Origin of the sequence: Burkholderia sp. LFS061, from assembly GCF_047978125.1 — a bacterium.
Classification (GTDB): Bacteria; Pseudomonadota; Gammaproteobacteria; order Burkholderiales; family Burkholderiaceae; genus Burkholderia; species Burkholderia pyrrocinia_C.
This window is the reverse complement of sequence record NZ_JBFPFS010000026.1, coordinates 34130-52872: the sequence shown is the minus strand read 5'-3', so window position 1 is coordinate 52872 and position 18743 is coordinate 34130. Positions and strand designations below refer to the sequence as shown.

20 protein-coding genes and 1 pseudogene are annotated in these 18743 nt (G+C 66.0%); 8 read left to right on the top strand and 13 right to left on the bottom strand.

Annotated features, from left to right (window positions below; genetic code table 11):
- Positions 1-101 precede the first annotated feature (101 nt).
- A pseudogene (locus tag ACNQQL_RS22135) lies at positions 102-437 on the top strand (Arm DNA-binding domain-containing protein); the annotation flags it as partial.
- A 156-nt stretch (positions 438-593) separates the two neighbouring features.
- Here ACNQQL_RS22135 and ACNQQL_RS22130 read toward each other — a convergent pair.
- From ACNQQL_RS22130 to ACNQQL_RS22105, 6 genes are all read right to left on the bottom strand, one after another.
- Positions 594-1484: a hypothetical protein gene (locus ACNQQL_RS22130; RefSeq protein ID WP_347065687.1), complete on the bottom strand. Its 891-nt coding sequence runs from the start codon at positions 1482-1484 to the stop codon at positions 594-596.
- Between the two features lie 806 nt (positions 1485-2290).
- Entirely contained in the window at positions 2291-3502 is a 1212-nt protein-coding gene (locus tag ACNQQL_RS22125; protein ID WP_416392690.1) for an MFS transporter, read from the bottom strand.
- Between the two features lie 31 nt (positions 3503-3533).
- The gene (locus tag ACNQQL_RS22120; RefSeq protein WP_347065733.1) at positions 3534-3962 is read right to left on the bottom strand and encodes a chromate resistance protein ChrB domain-containing protein; all 429 of its coding nucleotides are present in this window, start codon (positions 3960-3962) and stop codon (positions 3534-3536) included.
- 120 nt (positions 3963-4082) lie between these two features.
- A complete protein-coding gene (locus ACNQQL_RS22115; RefSeq protein ID WP_347065685.1) occupies positions 4083-5261 on the bottom strand; it encodes a chromate transporter in 1179 nt (392 codons plus the stop codon).
- Positions 5258-6235: a chromate resistance protein ChrB domain-containing protein gene (locus tag ACNQQL_RS22110; protein ID WP_347065683.1), complete on the bottom strand. Its 978-nt coding sequence runs from the start codon at positions 6233-6235 to the stop codon at positions 5258-5260. The genes ACNQQL_RS22115 and ACNQQL_RS22110 overlap by 4 nt, the downstream gene beginning before the upstream one ends.
- Before the next feature lie 255 nt (positions 6236-6490).
- Complete coding sequence (locus tag ACNQQL_RS22105) at positions 6491-7849, bottom strand: right-handed parallel beta-helix repeat-containing protein (RefSeq protein ID WP_347065681.1); 1359 nt, start codon at positions 7847-7849, stop codon at positions 6491-6493.
- 78 nt (positions 7850-7927) lie between these two features.
- Here ACNQQL_RS22105 and ACNQQL_RS22100 point away from each other — a divergent pair, with 78 nt between their 5' ends.
- Positions 7928-8455: a hypothetical protein gene (locus tag ACNQQL_RS22100; protein ID WP_347065679.1), complete on the top strand. Its 528-nt coding sequence runs from the start codon at positions 7928-7930 to the stop codon at positions 8453-8455.
- A 42-nt stretch (positions 8456-8497) separates the two neighbouring features.
- On the opposite strand, the gene ACNQQL_RS22095 is transcribed toward ACNQQL_RS22100, so the two are convergent.
- Entirely contained in the window at positions 8498-9238 is a 741-nt protein-coding gene (locus ACNQQL_RS22095; protein WP_034184783.1) for an SDR family NAD(P)-dependent oxidoreductase, read from the bottom strand.
- A gap of 115 nt (positions 9239-9353) precedes the next feature.
- On the opposite strand from ACNQQL_RS22095, the gene ACNQQL_RS22090 reads away from it, so the two are divergent.
- A complete protein-coding gene (locus ACNQQL_RS22090) occupies positions 9354-9968 on the top strand; it encodes a TetR/AcrR family transcriptional regulator (protein ID WP_072440861.1) in 615 nt (204 codons plus the stop codon).
- 33 nt (positions 9969-10001) lie between these two features.
- Here ACNQQL_RS22090 and eco read toward each other — a convergent pair whose 3' ends face one another.
- Complete coding sequence (gene eco / locus ACNQQL_RS22085; protein ID WP_347065677.1) at positions 10002-10502, bottom strand: serine protease inhibitor ecotin; 501 nt, start codon at positions 10500-10502, stop codon at positions 10002-10004.
- 143 nt (positions 10503-10645) lie between these two features.
- Between eco and ACNQQL_RS22080 the strand changes: the two genes are divergently transcribed.
- Entirely contained in the window at positions 10646-10960 is a 315-nt protein-coding gene (locus ACNQQL_RS22080; protein WP_072440865.1) for a hypothetical protein, read from the top strand.
- A 206-nt stretch (positions 10961-11166) separates the two neighbouring features.
- Here the strand turns inward: ACNQQL_RS22080 and ACNQQL_RS22075 are convergent, their stop codons facing one another.
- Positions 11167-11568: a hypothetical protein gene (locus ACNQQL_RS22075; protein ID WP_034184779.1), complete on the bottom strand. Its 402-nt coding sequence runs from the start codon at positions 11566-11568 to the stop codon at positions 11167-11169.
- Between the two features lie 117 nt (positions 11569-11685).
- Between ACNQQL_RS22075 and ACNQQL_RS22070 the strand changes: the two genes are divergently transcribed.
- Positions 11686-12066 (top strand): DUF5594 family protein, encoded by a 381-nt coding sequence (locus ACNQQL_RS22070; RefSeq protein WP_047898717.1) that lies wholly within the window; start codon positions 11686-11688, stop codon positions 12064-12066.
- Between the two features lie 185 nt (positions 12067-12251).
- Positions 12252-13619 carry an MFS transporter gene (locus ACNQQL_RS22065; RefSeq protein ID WP_204424066.1) on the top strand — a complete coding sequence of 456 codons (1368 nt, stop codon included), beginning with the start codon at positions 12252-12254 and terminating at the stop codon, positions 13617-13619.
- 34 nt (positions 13620-13653) lie between these two features.
- Here the strand turns inward: ACNQQL_RS22065 and ACNQQL_RS22060 are convergent, their stop codons facing one another.
- The 3 genes from ACNQQL_RS22060 to ACNQQL_RS22050 form a co-directional block, all read right to left on the bottom strand.
- Positions 13654-14250, bottom strand: a complete 597-nt coding sequence (locus ACNQQL_RS22060) for an AAA family ATPase (protein ID WP_347065672.1) — start codon at positions 14248-14250, stop codon at positions 13654-13656.
- Complete coding sequence (gene otsA, locus ACNQQL_RS22055; RefSeq protein ID WP_347065670.1) at positions 14243-15664, bottom strand: alpha,alpha-trehalose-phosphate synthase (UDP-forming); 1422 nt, start codon at positions 15662-15664, stop codon at positions 14243-14245. The genes ACNQQL_RS22060 and otsA overlap by 8 nt, the downstream gene beginning before the upstream one ends.
- Before the next feature lie 135 nt (positions 15665-15799).
- The gene (locus ACNQQL_RS22050; protein ID WP_175962816.1) at positions 15800-15997 is read right to left on the bottom strand and encodes a hypothetical protein; all 198 of its coding nucleotides are present in this window, start codon (positions 15995-15997) and stop codon (positions 15800-15802) included.
- 246 nt (positions 15998-16243) lie between these two features.
- On the opposite strand from ACNQQL_RS22050, the gene ACNQQL_RS22045 reads away from it, so the two are divergent.
- Complete coding sequence (locus tag ACNQQL_RS22045; RefSeq protein ID WP_083534159.1) at positions 16244-16834, top strand: hypothetical protein; 591 nt, start codon at positions 16244-16246, stop codon at positions 16832-16834.
- A complete protein-coding gene (locus tag ACNQQL_RS22040; protein WP_175749798.1) occupies positions 16831-17325 on the top strand; it encodes a hypothetical protein in 495 nt (164 codons plus the stop codon). Before ACNQQL_RS22045 ends, ACNQQL_RS22040 begins: the two co-directional genes overlap by 4 nt.
- Positions 17326-17391: 66 nt before the next feature.
- On the opposite strand, the gene ACNQQL_RS22035 is transcribed toward ACNQQL_RS22040, so the two are convergent.
- Entirely contained in the window at positions 17392-18729 is a 1338-nt protein-coding gene (locus tag ACNQQL_RS22035; RefSeq protein ID WP_034184771.1) for an AAA-associated domain-containing protein, read from the bottom strand.
- Positions 18730-18743: the final 14 nt, after the last annotated feature.

Genomic DNA, 18743 nt, shown 5'->3' with positions numbered 1-18743 from the left:
TCTGGCGGACCTCTATCTCCCGTCGTTACCCAAGATTGCTCAGTGACAGCCGGAGAAAGTGTTGGTATTTTTGTTGGTATCAGCCGATACCAACAACACAGATACCAACAACGCCTCTCACTGACGTGCAGGTACGGAACGCGAAGGCCAGCGCAGCCCCGTACAAACTCACGGACGGCAACGGGATGTTCTTGCTCGTCCAACCGAACGGCGCGAAGTACTGGCGCTTCTCATACCGCTTCCTTGGCAAGCAGAAGACGCTCGCCCTCGGCGTCTATCCGGCCGTCACGCTCGCGACGGCACGGAAGAAGCGCGACGAGGCCCGCGAACAGATCGCGGCCGGCGTCGATCCGGGCGAAGCGAAGAAGGATGCGAAACGGGCGGCCGAAATCGCGGCGGCCAACTCGTTCGAAGCGGTAGCCCGCGAGTGGTTCGACATTTCGAACAACACGATGCTCTATGCGCTCTATCGCATGGGCTACAAGTCGCGGATGTCCGCGCGAGAACCCTGGGCTCGGCGCAATGCAGCAATCGTATTGCCAGGGCCGGGCACCGAGGTTAGTCGGAGGTCAGCAGTTCGTCCTTCGAGCGGTTCAGTTTCGATGAGCACCCGTGGCACGCCGCCACACTCCTTCCAGCATCGCGGGCACCCATTGTTCCGCCGGACAGCGACTCCAAGTGTTGTCCAGGAAGATCATTGATTCGTCACCACTTGCTTGCCGGGCTTTTTCCAGCTCCAAAAACAACAGAGTATTTGGCGAATACGGGCAGCCGGCCAATGTCCCAGCCGATGTCGGCTGACGAAGGACGACACCCGGAGCGTAAAGGCAGCGACGTCCCGCCGCCTCCGGCGTGACTGTCTGACGCGTAGAAGCGTCGTGATACAGAGAACGCATCTGATGCATGCCTTTGACGACGTTATGTATCGCCACGCTGATCGCATGTACCCCAGCGAGGTCTCCGTTTACCATCGAAGCCAACAAGGACTTGGCTCGTGTCACCTTGCCTGTCAACCTCCAGACAAGATTGCGGAGCGTATTACCCGGCGCAAGTGCTGATGCAATCACTTGCGCAGCGGCCCAACTCGCCGCTCCGGATTCAAAGGTGGGACTAAATATCCGTCCGATGACCTGTTGCACCAGCGGGCCGACCGCGACTTCTGCGTCATCTCCTCGAACCCACTGAGCCAACGGTTCCAGCTCCGACGGTCCCTCGCTGATTTCCTGCGCGACGGCGTTCAGCCTTTGCCACAAAACGTCCTGTTTACTTGCGCGGTCGGCTGATTTTTGGGCACTCATAGTCGGAAACCGATGACCCTCGAATGACAACACCGCGAGTATCCGACTGATAAGCAGGCTGTTGAGCAACGGCTTGCGACGCTTAAAACCACGGTCGAACGTGTCGTCGTTCGCAATTCGAAGGATCTCCTCAGGCTGATCCACCTTGATGACATCGACGAAGCCTGGAATATGTTTGTGTTCCACGTAAACCTACCCCGCAAATAAAAAGAGCCTTACGACGCGTCCGCTCCGGCGAGCCTTGAATTATTGGCCATTCCTGTCATCAGCGACGCTCGCGTATGACGCCATGCCTAGCGCCACAGCAGAGCAAGATAAAGCTCTGGCAAAACACTTTGGCCTCGATGGTTTCATTGCCGCGACGGACCACTGACCAGTTGCTCAAAAACCTCGAAAGGCAACATATACTAAATCTAAATTTCGGGTGCAATCGCCATTCCGGATTTCGATCGCGTACGAACACTGAGCCTCTTCCACAGAGCCCTTGATGCGTGAAGTCGCGTAGCGTCATACGCCATCCAGACATGTTTGCGCTTGAACGCATCAGCATTCATGAAAGTGTCGCACGACTTCATTCGGTGGACTGGTTCGGCCTCGGGAACAGTCACTTGCGCGTGAGTTCAGACCGGCCGTTCGCGGCCGAACTGAGTCAGACGATCTGGCTCTGTCTGTTTGTCTAGTCCAGCCTCGTAGGCCCCCTTTCAGATGCACATATGCGCGATAGTTCCGGAGCGGCAAGCACGCCATGCACCGACGATACGTCCGCGATCCGTGCGATCGCGCGTAGCGCACGCGTATCGAAAGCAATCACTTCCCCCGTCGCCGAGGCGAACGATAAAAAGCAGGTTGCGGCTTGTATCGAGACGTCGTCGCCCGCAGCACAAACACCGTGAGCCTTCCATCGACATGGGTTGACAGGAAGCGCGCAGGTTTCGCATCAATGCATCGCTTTGCATGGATCCTCGCTTCTTTGTCGTTCGACCGAGGCAGCATTACCGCGCCCGGTCGTCGTCTGGTTTGACCTGTCGAAAAGCCGCCAGCAGCGACAGGTCATACGCGATCTTCAATGCGCCGCATACGACCAGCGGGGCACCGAGCCAGCCAAGACCGAACAAGCCGCCGGCCAACGTCGGTGCGACAGCGGCTGCGAGGCTGCGCGGAACAGACGTAAAGCTGGCAGCTGCCGGGCGCTCCGAAGGCGTGACGACCGCCATCACGTAGGCGGTTCGCGTCGGCACATCCATTTGCGAAAGTGCGCTGCGCATCAGCAGCAGCGCTAACGCAAGCGGCAGCGACGGCGCGAAAGCGGCGCCAATCAGGCAGACGCTCGACGGGATATGCGTGAACACCATGGTGTTCAGCAGGCCGATCCTGCGCGATAGCGGCGCGGCCGCAAGCTGCGAGCCGGCCGAGAGCAGGCCTGCCCAGAAGAAGAATTGACCAGCAGCGGCGATCGAGAGTCCGAAGCGCTGCATCAACCACAGCGACAACAACGAGTTGACGACGAGACCGCCCGCGAACGCATCGATGCTGAACAGCATCGCAAGCCGCACGACAATGGGGCGCGACGGGCCGAGCGGGGGCGCCGCCTTCGACGCACGGGCATCGGCGCGCGGCAATCGCCGATACAGCATGAAGACGATGACGCCCGTCACCGCATAGACGAGAAACATGCCGCGCATCGCGCCGAGCGCCGTGATTGCGGTATGCGACGCAACCCAGATCGGCAGTCCTGCCGTCAGGGAACCGACCGCCGCCGATACGGCCCCGACGAGGCTGTATCGTGCAAACAGTGCAGTGCGAACGTCGCCGCCGGCGGCTTCCGCCAGACGCGACTGTTCGAGCGGCAGAAACAGGCTGACATCGCCCGAACTCGGATTGAGCGTGCCGACGAAGGCGACGACGAGCAGCGGCCACAACGTGGCGAAGCTCACGAAGCCGATGCCCGTTGCGGCCATCAACGCCGCCGCGAGCGTCAACATGCGCCGCTGCGTGAAGCGGCTCGCCAGCATGCCGACTGCGATCGTCGCGATCGCGGAGCCCATCAGCGTCGTGGTGCTGATCAAGCCGACGTCCAGTTGCGAAAACCCGAGCGACAGCAGATACGCAGGCAGCAGCACGGCAATGAAGCCATCGCAGAAACCGCGCATGCCGCGGCTTGCGAGGATGAGCCATGCGGCCCGGTCCGCGCCCGCCGGCAGCATCCGACCGGCAAGCGACGACGCGAACCGGCTGCTAGGCACGTGCCTCACGCTGGCACCACGCGTAGAGCGCGTCGTACATCACCATGCCGTGCCGCAGTTGCTCGTGATCGTCTGCGAAGTTCGTGGAAAGGCCGATCGAGATCGCGTACAGGCCGGTGGTTTCCGGCGCGAGATCGAGCCGTCCGGTATCCGCGCCGCGCACGATCGCGGCGAGTTCGAGCAGCGCCGGGTCATTCAGTCGATACTTGTCGAGAAACGCATCGAAGCTGCAACGCTCGCCGTGGTGGCCAAGCTCGACGCCGGGCACGTCGTAGGGAACCGCGCCCGTTTCGTCCGCCAATCGCAGTACGTCCGCGCCCGGAACGTAGAGAAATTCCGGAGCGTCGTCGATAAACCGGGCGATCAACCATGGGCATGCGATGCGATCGATCTTCGGTCGTTCACGCGTAATCCACTTCATGGCGCTTCTCCTGTCTAGCGAAGTGGGTACGCCGACACCACCGCACGGTCGGTCGTCTTCCTCGCTCACCACCGAACGAATGTCGTCCGGTGCGTCTTGATCGCCGCCGCACCATGCAAATCAATGGTGGAGCAACGGGTAGGCCACCAGCCCGAAGAGTGCCGCCGCAGTGACGATTACCGGTTCCTGCAGCTTCTTGAAACGCCACAACAGCAGAACGGTTGCAATGGCGAGAACAGCGGTTGGAGTGTCGACGATCGAGCGCTTCGCGATGACGAGGACGGAGCCCGTAATCGCACCGACGGCAGCCGCCGTGATGCCGTCGACGAACGCCTTGACGCTCGGCAGATGGCCGTACTTCTTCACGTAGGGTGCGGGAATGACCGTGAACAGATAGCACGGCAGGAACGTACCGAGCGCTGCGACGATCGCGCCGGGCAGCCCCGCCACCAGATACCCGATGAAGCCGACCGTGATCACGACCGGGCCGGGCGTGATCATCGCGACCGCGACCGCGTCGACGAACTGCTTGTCGTTGAGCCAGTGATGCTCGGTCACGACGCCGCCATACAGGAACGGCACGATCGCGAGCCCGGAACCGAACACGAACGCACCCGCTTTCGCGAAGAACGCGCCGATCTGTACGAGTTGCGGGAAATCGATGCCGCTCAGCATGCCGCTGGCCGCCGGTAGATTGGCGCCGGCGAGCGCATTCAACCCGCTCTTGTTCAGCCATTTGGGCGGAGCGCGCCACAGCCAGCCGATCAGCCCGGCGGCGATGAAGAGCCACGCGATTTCCGATTCAGTCACGAACGTGACGATCACGAGCGTCAGGAAGATCGCCCAAAGCAGCTTGTCGTTGCCGACGGTTTTCGTCGTGAGCTTGTACGCGCTCATCGCGATGATGCCGACCACGGCGGCCCCGACGCCATAGAAGACCGCCTGCATCCACGACAGCCCGCCGAAGTGCGAGTAGGCAAACCCGAGCGCGAGCACCATCAGGAACGATGGCAGCACGAACGCGAATCCGACGAGCGTCGCGCCAAGGAGGCGATAGTGGACGAACCCCAGATAGATCGCGAGCTGGGCAGCCATCGGCCCGGGCGCGAGCTGTGCGAGTGTGATGCCTTCCTTGTAGTCCGCTTCCGTGATCCACCCTCGCCGCTCGACGAGATCGCGGCGCATGTATCCGGCGAGCGCGACGGGGCCGCCGAAGCCCAGCGCACCGAGTCGCAACATGTATCCGACCAGCTGGCCCAGCGAGTAACCCGGCGCGTTTGTCGTCACCGTCGTGGTCATGGCCGTCCCCCGGTTTCGTTCTTTCCGTTCGATGCGAAGTGCGCATGGAGCGAGTCAAGCACCGCGCTCATCTGTTCCAGCAGCTGATCGTCGTTTTCCGTGCGTTGACGCGTGCCGGCCATCACGGCCTCGAAGCCGATCGCCTCGGGCACGGCGGGACCGCCTACATCGAGCGAATGCACGATCTCCCCGAGCCGCAGCAGTGCCGAATCCTGATCGAGCCCGAAACTCGCGAGCAGGACCTCGAACGTGACGCGTTCGCCGACATGGGTGAATGCAGCACCATCGAAATCGAAGCCCAGCGCGTCAGCCGGGCAATCGGAAGACGACGCGAGCCAGATGAAGTGCGCACGCGGGTCGATGAAGCGGCGGATCAGCCACGCGCTGGCGACGCGATCGACCCACATGCGCTGTCGCGTCGCCCACTTGCGCCCCTGGTACTCGTCGATCGCGAGCAGGCGTATGGCGCGCTCTGCGGCGTGCGGCTCGCCCGGCGACAGCACGGTGTCGACAAGCGCGACGAAATCCTGCAGCGCGACTTCGGCACGTGTGGCCGCGTCGTCCGGGAAGTAGTCGATCGCCCTGATAGCGTCGAAATCCTTGCGTACGCGGCGAAGCAGGCGCGTGAGTTCCGTGGCGGACTGTCCGGCAAGCGTCTTGCGGGCTTCGGTCAGTGTCTGGATGAAGGCGGCGTAATCCTCTCCGCGATCGAAGAGCATTCGGAATTCCAGCTCCTGCGACGCGTCAAGACTCGGCGCGCGTAACAGGTGAGCGGTGCCGCCGCTTTCGGCAATCACGCCCGCGAGTTCGCGCAGCGCCCCTTCATGCTCTTCCGTGCAGGGCAGAAGGTAGATGCCGTCGCGCAGCACGGCGCAGCCCTTCGCCTTGAGCGCGCGCCAGACCCGCATGCGGGCCGTAGCGTTCTGGGTGGGAAGGGTCAGAACGAGGATCGACCAAGCAGAGATAGCATTCATGTATCAAATGCTACTTCGTTGTAGCTACCTCTACAAGCCTGCCTTTGATGATGAATCCATGACCACGGGAACGGATCGGTTGCTGTCGTTCGACCTACCCTGCCTATGCTCCATCGCCGGTTGGCATTTCTGTCGGCATCGATGGTCGGATATCGCCGCAAGACCCTTTACAGCCGAGAGATCTGCCGGAACCGCGCACGCAGAACGCCATCAGGCGACCCTACCCGCCCGCACGCCGAACCCCGCCCCCGCTCCTCACATCACTCCCGTCCGCACCTGCGGCATAAGACTCGCATCCGCCCCCGTCACGGTAAACGCGCCCGTCGCCGACGCACCTGACGGTCGTGCCAGCACGCTGCCATCGCCCAGCCGGTTCGCGTCGACGACGATCTGGCTCGCCGCGCAACCGCTCGACAACAGCGACACCGGTGAGCCTGCGATCGACGAGAACGTATTGCCCGTCACGCTGAACGAGCACACGTTTCCATACGCGCGGAAACCCGCATAACCGGAGCCGGACACGCGGTTGCCGGTCACCGCGACGTCCGCGACCGTTCCCGTCCACGTGTCGAGCTCGATCGCCGCCTGCTGCGTCGGCTGCAATCCGTTGTTCACACTCGAATTCTGGATGTTGGACACGACATTGCCGGCGATCACGACGTTCGACACGCCGTAGGTCTTCCAGCTGTCCTCCTGTGCAACCAGGATGCCCGCGGCCTTCTGCACGCCGTCGACCGTATTGTTCGAGATCGTCACGGCCTGGCCGCCGACCACCGAAATGCCGCGCCCCCACGCGTTGCCGGACACCGCGTTATGGTCGATCAGCACATTGCTGTTGACGCGACCGTCGCCGACATAGCTGACGACGGCGATCAGGTCGTCGCCGCTGCCCGTCACCGTATTGTTCTGCACGAGCACGTTGGTCGAACCGTAGGTCGTATGGATGCCATCGGCAAGCGTCGCACGAATCGTATTGCCGACGATCGCGACGCCGCTGCCGCCGAACACGAAGATCCCGCCACTGGCGCCGCCGTCTATCGTCACGCGAAGCACCTGGACGCCCGCGCCCGTCACCTCGACCTTGGTCGAAGCCGGCGTCGTGAGCCGCGTCGTGCCAGTGCCGGCCAGCGTCACGCCCACGAGCGTCGAACCGGTGCCGCTCATCACGATCGTCTGGTCGGCCGGATTCGTGGCGGCCAGCGTCGCGCCGTATCCGGAAATCACCACCTGGGGCACGGTCACCGCGAGCGAATGCCCGACGACGTAGCGGCCCGGCGCGATGACCAGGCGCTGGCCGGCCTTCAGGCTGTCGAATGCCTTTTGCATCGCGTCGGCCTGATCGCTGCCGTCGGCGGCCGGAAAGACCGTTACGTCAGCGACGAGAACAGGATTTGCGCCGGGGGTGGGTGAAAGCGTCGCGCCGGGCGTCGTGCCGGCCGGACCGGCCGCCGGCGCCGGGCTGACGGGATTCGTCGACGAGGGCATCGTGCCGGATGCCGCGCTGGCAGGCTCGGCGGCGGATGCAGGTGTGCTCGCAACCGTCTGCGTTGCCGGCGCGGCATTGTTGTCGCCGCCGCCGCACGCGGTGAGGCCAAGGCAAAGCGCGGCAAGCATCACTCGATCGACTGTACGCATACGATTTCTTGCGAGCCCGAGGTGGCCTCATCGTAAGTACGCCCGGCGTTTTTGTAAATGAACTCCTTCGCCCGACCGGCGGCGCTGTGCGCCTCACACGCACACCGTTGGCGGTCCTCTTCGATTCATCTCCATGACATGCGACATGTGATCGCACTTTTCCCGATCGCCACGGACACGCACCGGGCATTGCGTAGAATCCCGAACCTTTGTATGTACAACGGCCCCAAGGACCCGACCATGATTCGAACGATCGCGGCACTGGCCGCGCTTTCGACCCTGACCTGCACGGCGAACGCCGCCGATACCGGCACCACATCCGGCACCGCGCACGCGAAGCAGCGCTACGTCAGCCCGGGCATCGCCAACATCACCGGCGCGGCAGCACCGCGCCCGGAAAGCGCTTCCCCCGACGCACGCTGCAGGGAACTGGCCGCCGGCATCGATGCTGTCACGCATGCACCCGACCGCGGCCAGAAGGTCGTGCGCGGAATCGGCCCGGACGGCAAGCCGCGCAACGAACTGCAGGCTTACGACAAGCGGGCCAACCTGGAAACCGAGCATCGACGGCTCGGCTGCCGATAACGAGCGCAACGCCGCCCGGCCAAATCAGCCGGGCATCGGCATTTACGCGTTCGCGCCGCCATCGATCGTCAACCCGGTCCCGTTGATCGACCGCCCTTCCGGCCCGACGACGAACGCAACGAGCGCCGCCACGTCATCAGCCTTGCCGTACTGCGGAATCGCCATCCGCGAACGCTGCGCACCGGCATGTTCGCCGTCGGCCGGATTCATGTCGGTATCCGTCGACCCCGGATGCACGATGTTGACCGTGATGCCGCGCGGCCCGAGATCGCGCGCGAGCCCCTGCGTCCAGCCGATCAGCGCGGCCTTGCTCGCCGCATAGAGGCTCATCCCCGCATCAGGCACGCGCGTCGCGAGGCAACTGCCGGTCGACACGATGCGCCCGCCCTCCCCGAGATGCCGCGCCGCCGCCTGCGAAGCGACGATCACCGCGCGCACGTTCACGTTCAGCGTCGCGTCGATATCGTCGAGCGTGAGGTCGTCCAGCGCGCCTGCACGGAAAATTCCTGCGTTGTTCACGAGGATGTCGAGACCACCGAACGCTTCCGCGGCACGATCGACCGCGTTGCGGACTGCGACCGGATCGGCACTATCGGCCTGGATCGCGACGGCGCGGCGGCCCAGCGCCTCGATGCCGGCGACGACGGCCTGCGCCCGCTCGGCCGATTTTTCGTAAGTGATCGCGACGTCCGCGCCATCGGCCGCCAGCCGTTTCGCGATGGCCGCGCCGATGCCGCGGCTACCGCCCGTGATAAGTGCACGCTTGCCCTGAAGTCGATTCACGTTCGTTCCTTTCTCTATTTATGTAACGGTCAACACAGAATGTGGCAAGTTGCGCGGCGCTGTCAATTGAATTATTTTATCGATCGATACAGATATCGACGAAAGGATGGATGCAATGGCTGAACGGGGCCGACCGAGAAGCTTCGACAAGGAGGCGGCGCTGGATCGCGCAATGGAGGTGTTCTGGCGGCTCGGCTACGAGGGTGCGTCGATGGCGGACCTGACGGCCGCGATGGGCATTGCGTCACCGAGCCTGTATGCGGCGTTCGGCAGCAAGGAAGCGTTGTTCCGGCAGGCGCTCGAGCACTACCGCGCAACGGAGGGACGGGAAATCTGGGACGGCGTCGAACAGGCCGGCAGCGCGCACGACGCCATGCGGAACTACCTGATGGATACCGCGCGCGTGTTCACGCGGCGGTCGAAGCCGGCCGGCTGCCTGATCGTGCTGTCGGCGCTGCACCCGGCCGAGCGTTCCGACACCGTCCGGCAAACGCTGATCGCGATGCGCGAAAGCACGGTCGAAGCGTTGCGCGAGCGCCTCAGGCAAGGTGTCGCGACCGGCGAGATCGCGGCGCACGCGAACCTCGACGCAATCGCGCGGTACTACGTGACGGTTCAACAGGGGATGTCGATCCAGGCGCGCGACGGCGCGAGCCGCCGCGATCTGGAGGCGATCGCGCAGGCCGCGCTCGCCGCGTGGCCGGCGCTCGTCGGCGCGAGCGGCGTCTAGCCGCAGGACGCCGAAGCCGCGCGAGCCGGCACGTTACTGCTTCTCCGCCTGTTGCACGTCCTTCGACGCATGCCACACGCGATAGCGCACGTCGAAGCCGTCCGGCACATACACGACGAGCGGCAGGCGGCTGTTGTAGCGCAGCAGCTGGCCGTCGCCGCGCACCTGCACGAACCGCTGCTGCGGCGCCTGGCCCGGGCACGCCATCAGCGTCGATGCCGGCCCCTTCACGTCGGTAAGCCGGTAGTACGTGTAACCCCAGCCCTTCACGTCCTCGGCGGTCAGCTCGCCGCCGAACCACTGCTGGTTGCAGTCGGTCTGCAGCGTCTTGCCAATCATCAGCTCGACGCGTGCATCGCCCTCGTTCTCGAGCGCGGGCAGCGCGATCACGGCGCGCTGCTGGCCGGCCGCTGCTTGCGGAAACATCTTGATCGACTCGGCCGGCACGGTGGGCGCCGATGCGGGGGCGGCCACGCACGCGGCGGCAGTCGTGACGCAAAAAGCGGCCAGCGCGGCCCGGATCGCGAATTTCATCGATGTGCTCCTGAAAAACAAATGAGCCCCGGATGCTAACACTTTCGTCGCGAGACCTTACGACGCTGTAATTTGACGACACAATTCCGAACAGCCGGCAATCCCCGCGCGCGGTACTTATAGAGCAACCAACGGAGAACATCATGCTGAAGCTCATTGCTGCCGCCGGCGTCGCGACCCTGCTGGCCGGCTGCGTCGTCGCTCCCGACGCCGGATACGGATACGGCTACGGACAGCCCTACTATTCCGATCCCGGCTACGCGTACGGCCCTTCCCCCGTGTACGGCACGGTCAACATCTGGGGCGGTGGCGGCGGGCGCGACTGGGATCGCGGCCGGCGCGACTACCATCGCTGGGACGGCGATCGCGGCAACGGCTGGGGGCGCGGCGGCGGACGCCGCGGTGACTGGAACGACGGCGGCGGGCGCGGCGAAGGCGGCGGCGGCCATCGCCACTGACGCACATTTGCAACCGTTTGTATCCGCGCACGGCCCGCCGACGGCCGGCGCGTCACGCGGACGAACGGACGGGCGCGGAAAAACAAAGGCCCTCGCGTAAAAGCGAGGGCCTTTTGTCGTCCGGTCCGGCAAAGCAAACTTCAGTGGGTGCCGGCCAGCCGGCACCGAACCCGATCACGCGTCGCACACCCGCCTGCCCTGCCTGCTTACCAGCCGGCCGGTTGCGCGTAGCCGCGCGACACCGGCGCACCGCACACATACGCGCGCTGGTAGCGGTCGTAGCAATAGTTCGGGCCGTCGTCCTGGTACTCCGCCTGCTGGTAGGTCGGATAGGCAGGCTGCTGGTACGCAGGCGCCTGATAGTACGTCGGCGGCTGATAGGCCGGTGCCTGGTACACGGGCGCCTGGTACGCGACGGGCGGATTCATCGCGGACGTCACGATCGCGCCCAGCACCGCGCCGCCGATCAACGCGCCGATGACGGCGCCGCCGTCGCGGCCATGCGCTGACGCCGGGCCCGCCACGGCGAGCGAACCGGCGAGGACACACACTGCGGCAATCTTTTTCATGATGGACTCCCACGCGAAGTGGTACTGGATGCGATGCATTGTGGCGGCACGCGGCCGTAATAGATGCAGCAAGTGGTAACGCGCCATTACGCGTATCACGCGCGCCGAAACGCGTCACCGCCGTGCTACGATTTTCGGCACACAGGAGACGCCTTCATGCAGCCCGAAACCGCCCGCCGTTTCGATACCGAATTCGCGCCGCGCATCGCGCAGGCAATCGCCGCCTTCTTCGCCGATCACGTGCTGACCGACGTCGTCCCGTACGGCGGGCACGGGCACCCGACGCGCGTACAGATCCGCAGCGCGCCGCACGAGCATGTGAGCGGCTTCGTGCATCCGCTGAATCTCGAACTGACCTGGGACACCGACGAAATCGAGCGGCTGATGGAGCCGGACGGCCCGCAGCGCTTCGAGCACTACCTGGCCGCGCTGCCGAAAAAGCTGGGCGCGTGGCAGGGCGCACGCGACATCGATCTCGCGTCGCGCACGCAGGCCGACCCGCTCGTGCGGCTCGGCGGCCTCGACTTCGAGGGCTGAACGCCAGCGCCGGCCGGCAGCCGCGCGCGCCGGCGTCGCGTAATGCGGCCCGGTGATACACTCGAGCGGCCCCGGTCCGGCGCAGCCGCGCGGGCCGGGCCGTTCATCGCCGCCTCCGCCCTTTCACATGGTTGCGCACGCAACCGGAAACCGGGCGCGCGGACAACCACGCTTTCGCTCCCGTCATGAACGCCGATACCGGCCTGCCGCTTCCGCAACGCTACTGGGCGATCGTCTGCGTCGCACTGGGCATCACGCTCGCCGTGCTCGACGGTGCGATCGCGAACGTCGCACTGCCGACGATCGCGCGCGACCTGCACGCATCCGACGCCGCGTCGATCTGGATCGTCAACGCGTACCAGCTCGCGGTCACGATCACGCTGCTGCCGCTCGCGTCGCTCGGCGAGCGCATCGGCTATCGCCGCATCTACATCGCCGGGCTCGCGCTGTTCACCGCGGCGTCGCTCGGCTGCGCACTCGCCGGCTCGCTGCCGATGCTGGCCGTGATGCGCGTGATCCAGGGCTTCGGCGCGGCCGGCATCATGAGCGTCAACGCGGCGCTCGTGCGGATGATCTACCCGTCGTCGATGCTCGGGCGCGGGCTGTCGATCAATGCGATGGTGGTTGCGCTGTCGTCCGCGATCGGGCCGACGGTCGCGTCCGCGATCCTGTCGTTCGCGTCGTGGCCGTGGCTGTTCGCGGTCAACGTGCCGATCGGCATCGCCGCGGTACTCGGCAGCCTGCGCGCGCTGCCGGCCAACCCGCTGCACGACGCGCCGTACGATTTCCCGAGCGCGCTGATGAACGCGTGCGTGTTCGGCCTGCTGATCACGGCCGTCGACGGGCTCGGCCACGGCGAACGCCATGCATACGTCGCGGCCGAGCTGGCCGTCGCGTTCGTCGTCGGCTACTTCTTCGTGAAACGCCAGTTGTCGCAGCCGGCGCCGCTTTTGCCCGTCGACCTGATGCGCATCCCGATGTTCGCGCTGTCGGTCTATACGTCGACGGCGTCGTTCACGTCGCAGATGCTCGCGTTCGTCGCGCTGCCGTTCTGGCTGCAGAATTCGCTCGGCTTCTCGCAGGTCGAGACCGGCCTGTACATGACGCCGTGGCCGCTCGTGATCGTGTTCGCCGCGCCGCTCGCGGGCGTGCTGTCCGACCGCTATTCGGCCGGCATCCTCGGCGGGATCGGACTCGCGCTGTTCGCGGCCGGGCTGCTGTCGCTCGCGACGATCGGCGCGCACCCGGGCACCGTCGACATCGTGTGGCGGATGGCGCTGTGCGGTGCAGGCTTCGGGCTGTTCCAGTCGCCGAACAACCGCGCGATGCTGTCGTCGGCGCCGCGCGAGCGCAGCGGCGGCGCCGGCGGCATGCTGAGCACCGCGCGACTGACGGGCCAGACGCTCGGCGCCGCACTCGTCGCGCTGATTTTCGGGCTCGCGCCCGATCGCGGGCCGACGGTCGCGCTCTATGTCGCCACGGCCTTCGCGGCGCTGGCCGCGGTCGTGAGCATGCTGCGCATCGCGTCGCCGCGGCCGGACGCGGCGGCCTGACACCAACGCGCGCCGCACAAGGCGCACCGGCGCGTCAGGCGGCGTCGAGCGCGTCCATCACGAAGCGCACGCGCGCCTTCACGCTCACGCGCGGCAACTCGATCAGCCGGTACCCGTACGCCGTATAGCAATCGACCATCGCGTCGTAGGTACGCACGGCTTCCGCAAAATCCTGCCGGCGCTCGGTGTCCTGCGCATAGATGTCCGGCCAGGGCGGCGCGATGAACACGCGCCGGTGATAACGGAAACGGCGCGCCGCGGCTTCCACGTGCGCGGGCACGGCCAGCCCCGTCAGCCGCAGGTAGCCGACCACGTCCGGCACACCGCGGTCGAAGAACACGGGCCCGCGCGCGTCCCGCGCGAGATGGTATGAGCGCATCTCCCAGCTCAGCATCAACTCGGCGAACGCTGCCGGGTCGCGCCACGGCAGCGCGTGGCCGTCGACGGCCACCTGGTCGCGGATCACGCCTCGCCCGGCCTCCTGCGAGCGCGTGAAACCGGCGCGCTCGAGCGCGTCGAGCAACGTGCTCTTGCCCGAGCCCGGGCCGCCCGTCACGACGAAGAAACGGCCGGTGGCATCGCCGGTCGCGTCGTCGCCCTCGGCCCCGGCTCCGTGCACGAACTCACGCATGCGCGACCCGCCGGCCCGCGCGCTGCGTGACCGATACGGCCGCCGCGACACTGCGCAAGTCGGCGACGAACGTATCGCGCCAGACCGACAGGTCGTTCTCGCGCAACCGCGCGAGGTTCTCCTCGTGACGCGCCTGCCGCTCCGCGAGCGGCATCGACAGCGCGCGCTCGAGCGCCTCGGCCATCTGCGACAGGTCGTACGGATTGACGAGAAGCGCGCCGGTCAGCTCGGCCGCCGCGCCCGCGAACTCCGACAGCACGAGCACGCCCGGATCGGCCGGATCCTGCGACGCGACGTATTCCTTCGCGACGAGATTCATCCCGTCGCGCAGCGGCGTCACGTAGCCGACCTGCGACATCCGGAAGAACGCCATCAACAGGTTGCGCTCGTACTTGCGGCTCAGGTACTGGATCGGCGTCCAGTCGAGCTGCGAAAAACGGCCGTTGATTCGGCCGGCTTCGCCTTCGAGCGTTTCGCGGATGTCCTGGTAGGTCTGCACGTCGGAACGCGTCGGCGGCGCGATCTGCACGAGCGACACGCGCCCCTGCCAGCCCGGAGCGTTCGCGAGCATCCGCTCGAACGACTGGAAGCGCTCGACGAGCCCCTTCGAATAATCGAGGCGGTCGACGCTCATCACGAGCTTGCGGCCGTCGAGCGCCTCGCGCAGCATCTTCACCGGCTTGCGCGCGCCGTACTGGACGGCCGCCTGCGCGATCGCGTCCGGATGCACGCCGATCGGATAGGCGGCGACCTTCACGACGCGGCCGTGCGCGTGCAGCATCCCGTCCTCGCTCGCCGCGCCGATCCCGCGCCGCTCGATGTAGTCGGTGAACGCCTGCTTGTCGGCATCGGTCTGAAAGCCCGCGACGTCGTACGCGCACATGAACTTCACGAGTTCCTCGTGCGGCGGCACGAGGCGCAGCATGTCGGGCGACGGAAACGGGATGTGCAGGAAGAAGCCGATCGGGTTCTTCACGCCGAGCTCGCGCAGGAAATGCGCGAACGGCAGCAGATGATAGTCGTGCACCCAGATCAGGTCGTCGGGCCGCAGCAGCGCGGCGAGCTGCTTCGCGAGCATCGCGTTCACGCGCAGATACCCTGCGTACTCCTGCCGGTCGAAGCGCGCAAGATCGCCGCGGTAATGGAACACCGGCCACAGCGTCGCGTTCGAGAAACCGCGGTAGTACTGGTCGTAGTCGCGCCGGGTCAGCCCGACCGTCGCGTAGGTCACGTTGCCGTCCCGCCGGATCGCGGGCTCGGCATCCGGCGCACCGACGATCTCGCCGTTCCAGCCGAACCAGACGCCGCCCGTTTCCTTCAGCGCGTCCATCACGCCGACGGCGAGGCCGCCCGCGCTCGGGCGCGTGTCCTCGCCGGCGGCGACACGGTTCGATACCACGATCAATCTGCTCATGCGGCTTCCCCTCCTCGATTCGATTGGCTGGCGCGGCGCGCGCGCCAAGGCGGACGCGGCTGCCCGAAGGCGGCCGCGCGGCGATTCAGTTCCGAGAAATGCAATGAAATGCGGCAGCGGAATGCGACGACGGGATCAAGCGTCCTGTTCCTGGCCGAGGTCGCGTTGATAGTCGAGCCCTTCCGGACGGGCGCCGCCCTGGTTATGATCGCCGTCGGACGGCGTCTCGCCGGGCGCACCGGCAGGCGGTGCGGGTGGTGCGTCGGTCTGCGGACGCGGGTGGTCTGCCCCCGCGTCGGATGGCCGGTGCGAAAACCGTTTCGAACGACGCATGGCTGGGTGTCTCATATGCGGTGCGGCTCGAAGCCGTCGTAGAAACATTCCATAACAAAACAGTCTAGGTCGGTTCCTCGCACGCCAAGGTAACAATTACCTTCAATTTGTAACGTTTCGACCCCTCGTCAGCCACCTGTCCGAAAATAGCGCCGCGCGCACGCGCGACATGCCGTCCGGCGATTTGTCAAAGCTTTGCATTTTTCCTATGACAATTGCGAAACAATGACGCGGCATGGGGCGCGCATGCGTCGCCGCTCACCCAGACAGGACTTGCATTCAGGGATGAACATTCGTTTCGAATCGTCGCGCCGGACCGTGCCGGCGCGCGTCGTGCTGGCCGCACTCGCCACGGCCGCACTGCTGTCCGGCTGCAACTCGCTGTACAGCGAAGGCGCGACAGCCGGTGCCGGCATCGCGGGCGCCGCGATCGCTTCCAAGGTCACCAACAACGCCGCCGTCGCGACGGGCATCGGCCTCGGCGCCGTGGCCGGCGCGCGGGCGGGCGTCCAGTACTCGCAGCGCGTCGCGCACCGCTACACGCAGGAACAGATCGCGAAGGCGGCCGGCCCGCTCGACGTGGGCGGCGTCGCGCCGTGGTCGACGCACCACTCGTTCCCGATCGAGGACGACGAACAGGGCCGCGTGACGGTCAGCCGGACGATCAGCGTCGGTCCGCTCGACTGCAAGGAAATCGTGTTCGCGGTCGACACGCCCGCGAAGCCCGACAAGGCCGCGCAATCGGCGTTCTACGTCGCCACCATCTGCCGCGACGGTCCCGTGTGGAAATGGGCGTCGGCCGAACCGGCAACCGAACGCTGGGGCGCGCTGCAATGAGCGTCGCGATCCGTATCGCGGCGATCGGCGCGCTTTGCGCGGCGGCGGCCACGCTGTCGGGCTGCGGGTCGGTCGGCGCGGCGAGCGGCGCGCTCGCCGGCGCGGCGACGGGCCTCGTCACCGCGAACCCGGCGGTCGGCGTCGGCGTCGGGATTGCCGTGCAGGCCGCGACCGACGAGGCCGTCAACCGCACGATGAAGCAGCTCCATCAGAACCAGCAGGACGCGATCGCGAAGGCGGCCGGCAGCCTGGCCGTCGGCGAAGTGAAACCGTGGAAGGTGAAGAACACGCTGCCGCTGGAAAACGGCGAAGGCGAGGTGCGCGTCACGCGCGCGTACTCGTCGGCGCTCGCGCTGTGCAAGGAATTCGCGTTCTCGGTGAAGGACGGCGACAAGGCCGACTGGTATTTCGCGAATGCGTGCCAGCAAGGCACGCACTGGAAGTGGGCGTCGGCCGAACCGGCCGTCGACCGCTGGGGCAATTTGCAGTAACGGGGCGATGCGCCGCATGACGCGCGGCGCACGCGGCTGCCGGGCCGCACGGCCCGGCACGATCGATCAGGACTCGACGTCCTCGAGGCTGAAGATCTCGGTCTGGTCGTTATACGAGAAGATCTCGCCGTAACGGCCCCAGTCGATCACCGCGTCGAGCGTTTCCTCGGCCGCGCCGTCCGACAGGGAATCCTCGAGCTCCTGCTCGAAGCGCACGCGCGGCGCACGATGGCCCGGCCGCTCGTTCAGCACCTTCTTGATCCGTGCGGCCAGCGGCACGTGCTTCAGCAGGTGATCCGCGAACATCAGCTTGCGCTCCTGCGTGCCGAACTCGGCGAACACGCGCCCCGGCGGCGTCAGGAACACGTCGCCTTCCCGCACGTCCGCAAAGCCGAGATACTGCAGCACTTCGGCGATCGGGAACAGATCGTCGACTTCCAGATGCAGCGTGCGCGCGATTTCCGGCATGTCCGCGCGGCCGTGGTACGGCGCCATCGCGAGCGTTTCGATCAGGCCGGCCATCAGGTTGGTCGATACCTGCGGCAGCCAGCTGCCGAGCTCGAGCCCCTTCTTCGTCGCCTCGCCGGTCTGGCGGGCCGTCATCTTCGCGTAGATATCGTCGACGAGCTTGCGGAACGCCGGATCGAGCCGGTTGCGCGGGTGCTTGAACGGCACCTTGATCTCGGCGATCACGCGGCCCGGATTCGACGACAGCACGAGGATCCGGTCGCACATGAACACGGCTTCCTCGATGTTGTGCGTGACGATCAGCACCGACTTGATCGGCATCCGCCCTTGCGTCCACAGGTCGAGCAGGTCGGTACGCAGCGTCTCGGCCGTCAGCACGTCGAGCGCCGAGAACGGCTCGTCCATCAGCAGGATCGTCGGATCGACGACGAGCGCGCGCGCAAAGCCGACGCGCTGGCGCATGCCGCCCGACAGCTCGCGCGGGTACGCGTTCTCGAAACCGTCGAGACCGATCAGGTCGATCGCGGCCAGCGCGCGCTCGCGCCGCTCGCGCGCGCCGACGCCGAGCGCCTCGAGGCCGGCCTCCACGTTCTGCAGCACGGTGAGCCATGGGAACAGCGCGAAGGTCTGGAACACCATCGCGACGCCTTCGGCCGGGCCGCGCAGCGGCTGGCCGAGGTAGGTCACTTCACCGCCGGTCGGCTCGATCAGCCCGGCGATGATTCGCAGCAGCGTCGACTTGCCCGAGCCGGAGCGGCCGAGCAGCCCGACGATCTCGCCTTCGCGCAGCGACAGGTTCGCGTCGTCGAGCACGAGCAGTTCGCCCTGCGTCTTGTTGAAGCCGCGGCAGACGTGATCGACGCGCAGGATTTCCTCGCCGAGGCGCGGCGGCTGGGACGTCTGGACGGGGGCGTTTACAGCATTCGGATTGTGCATCGCGTTTCGCTCTC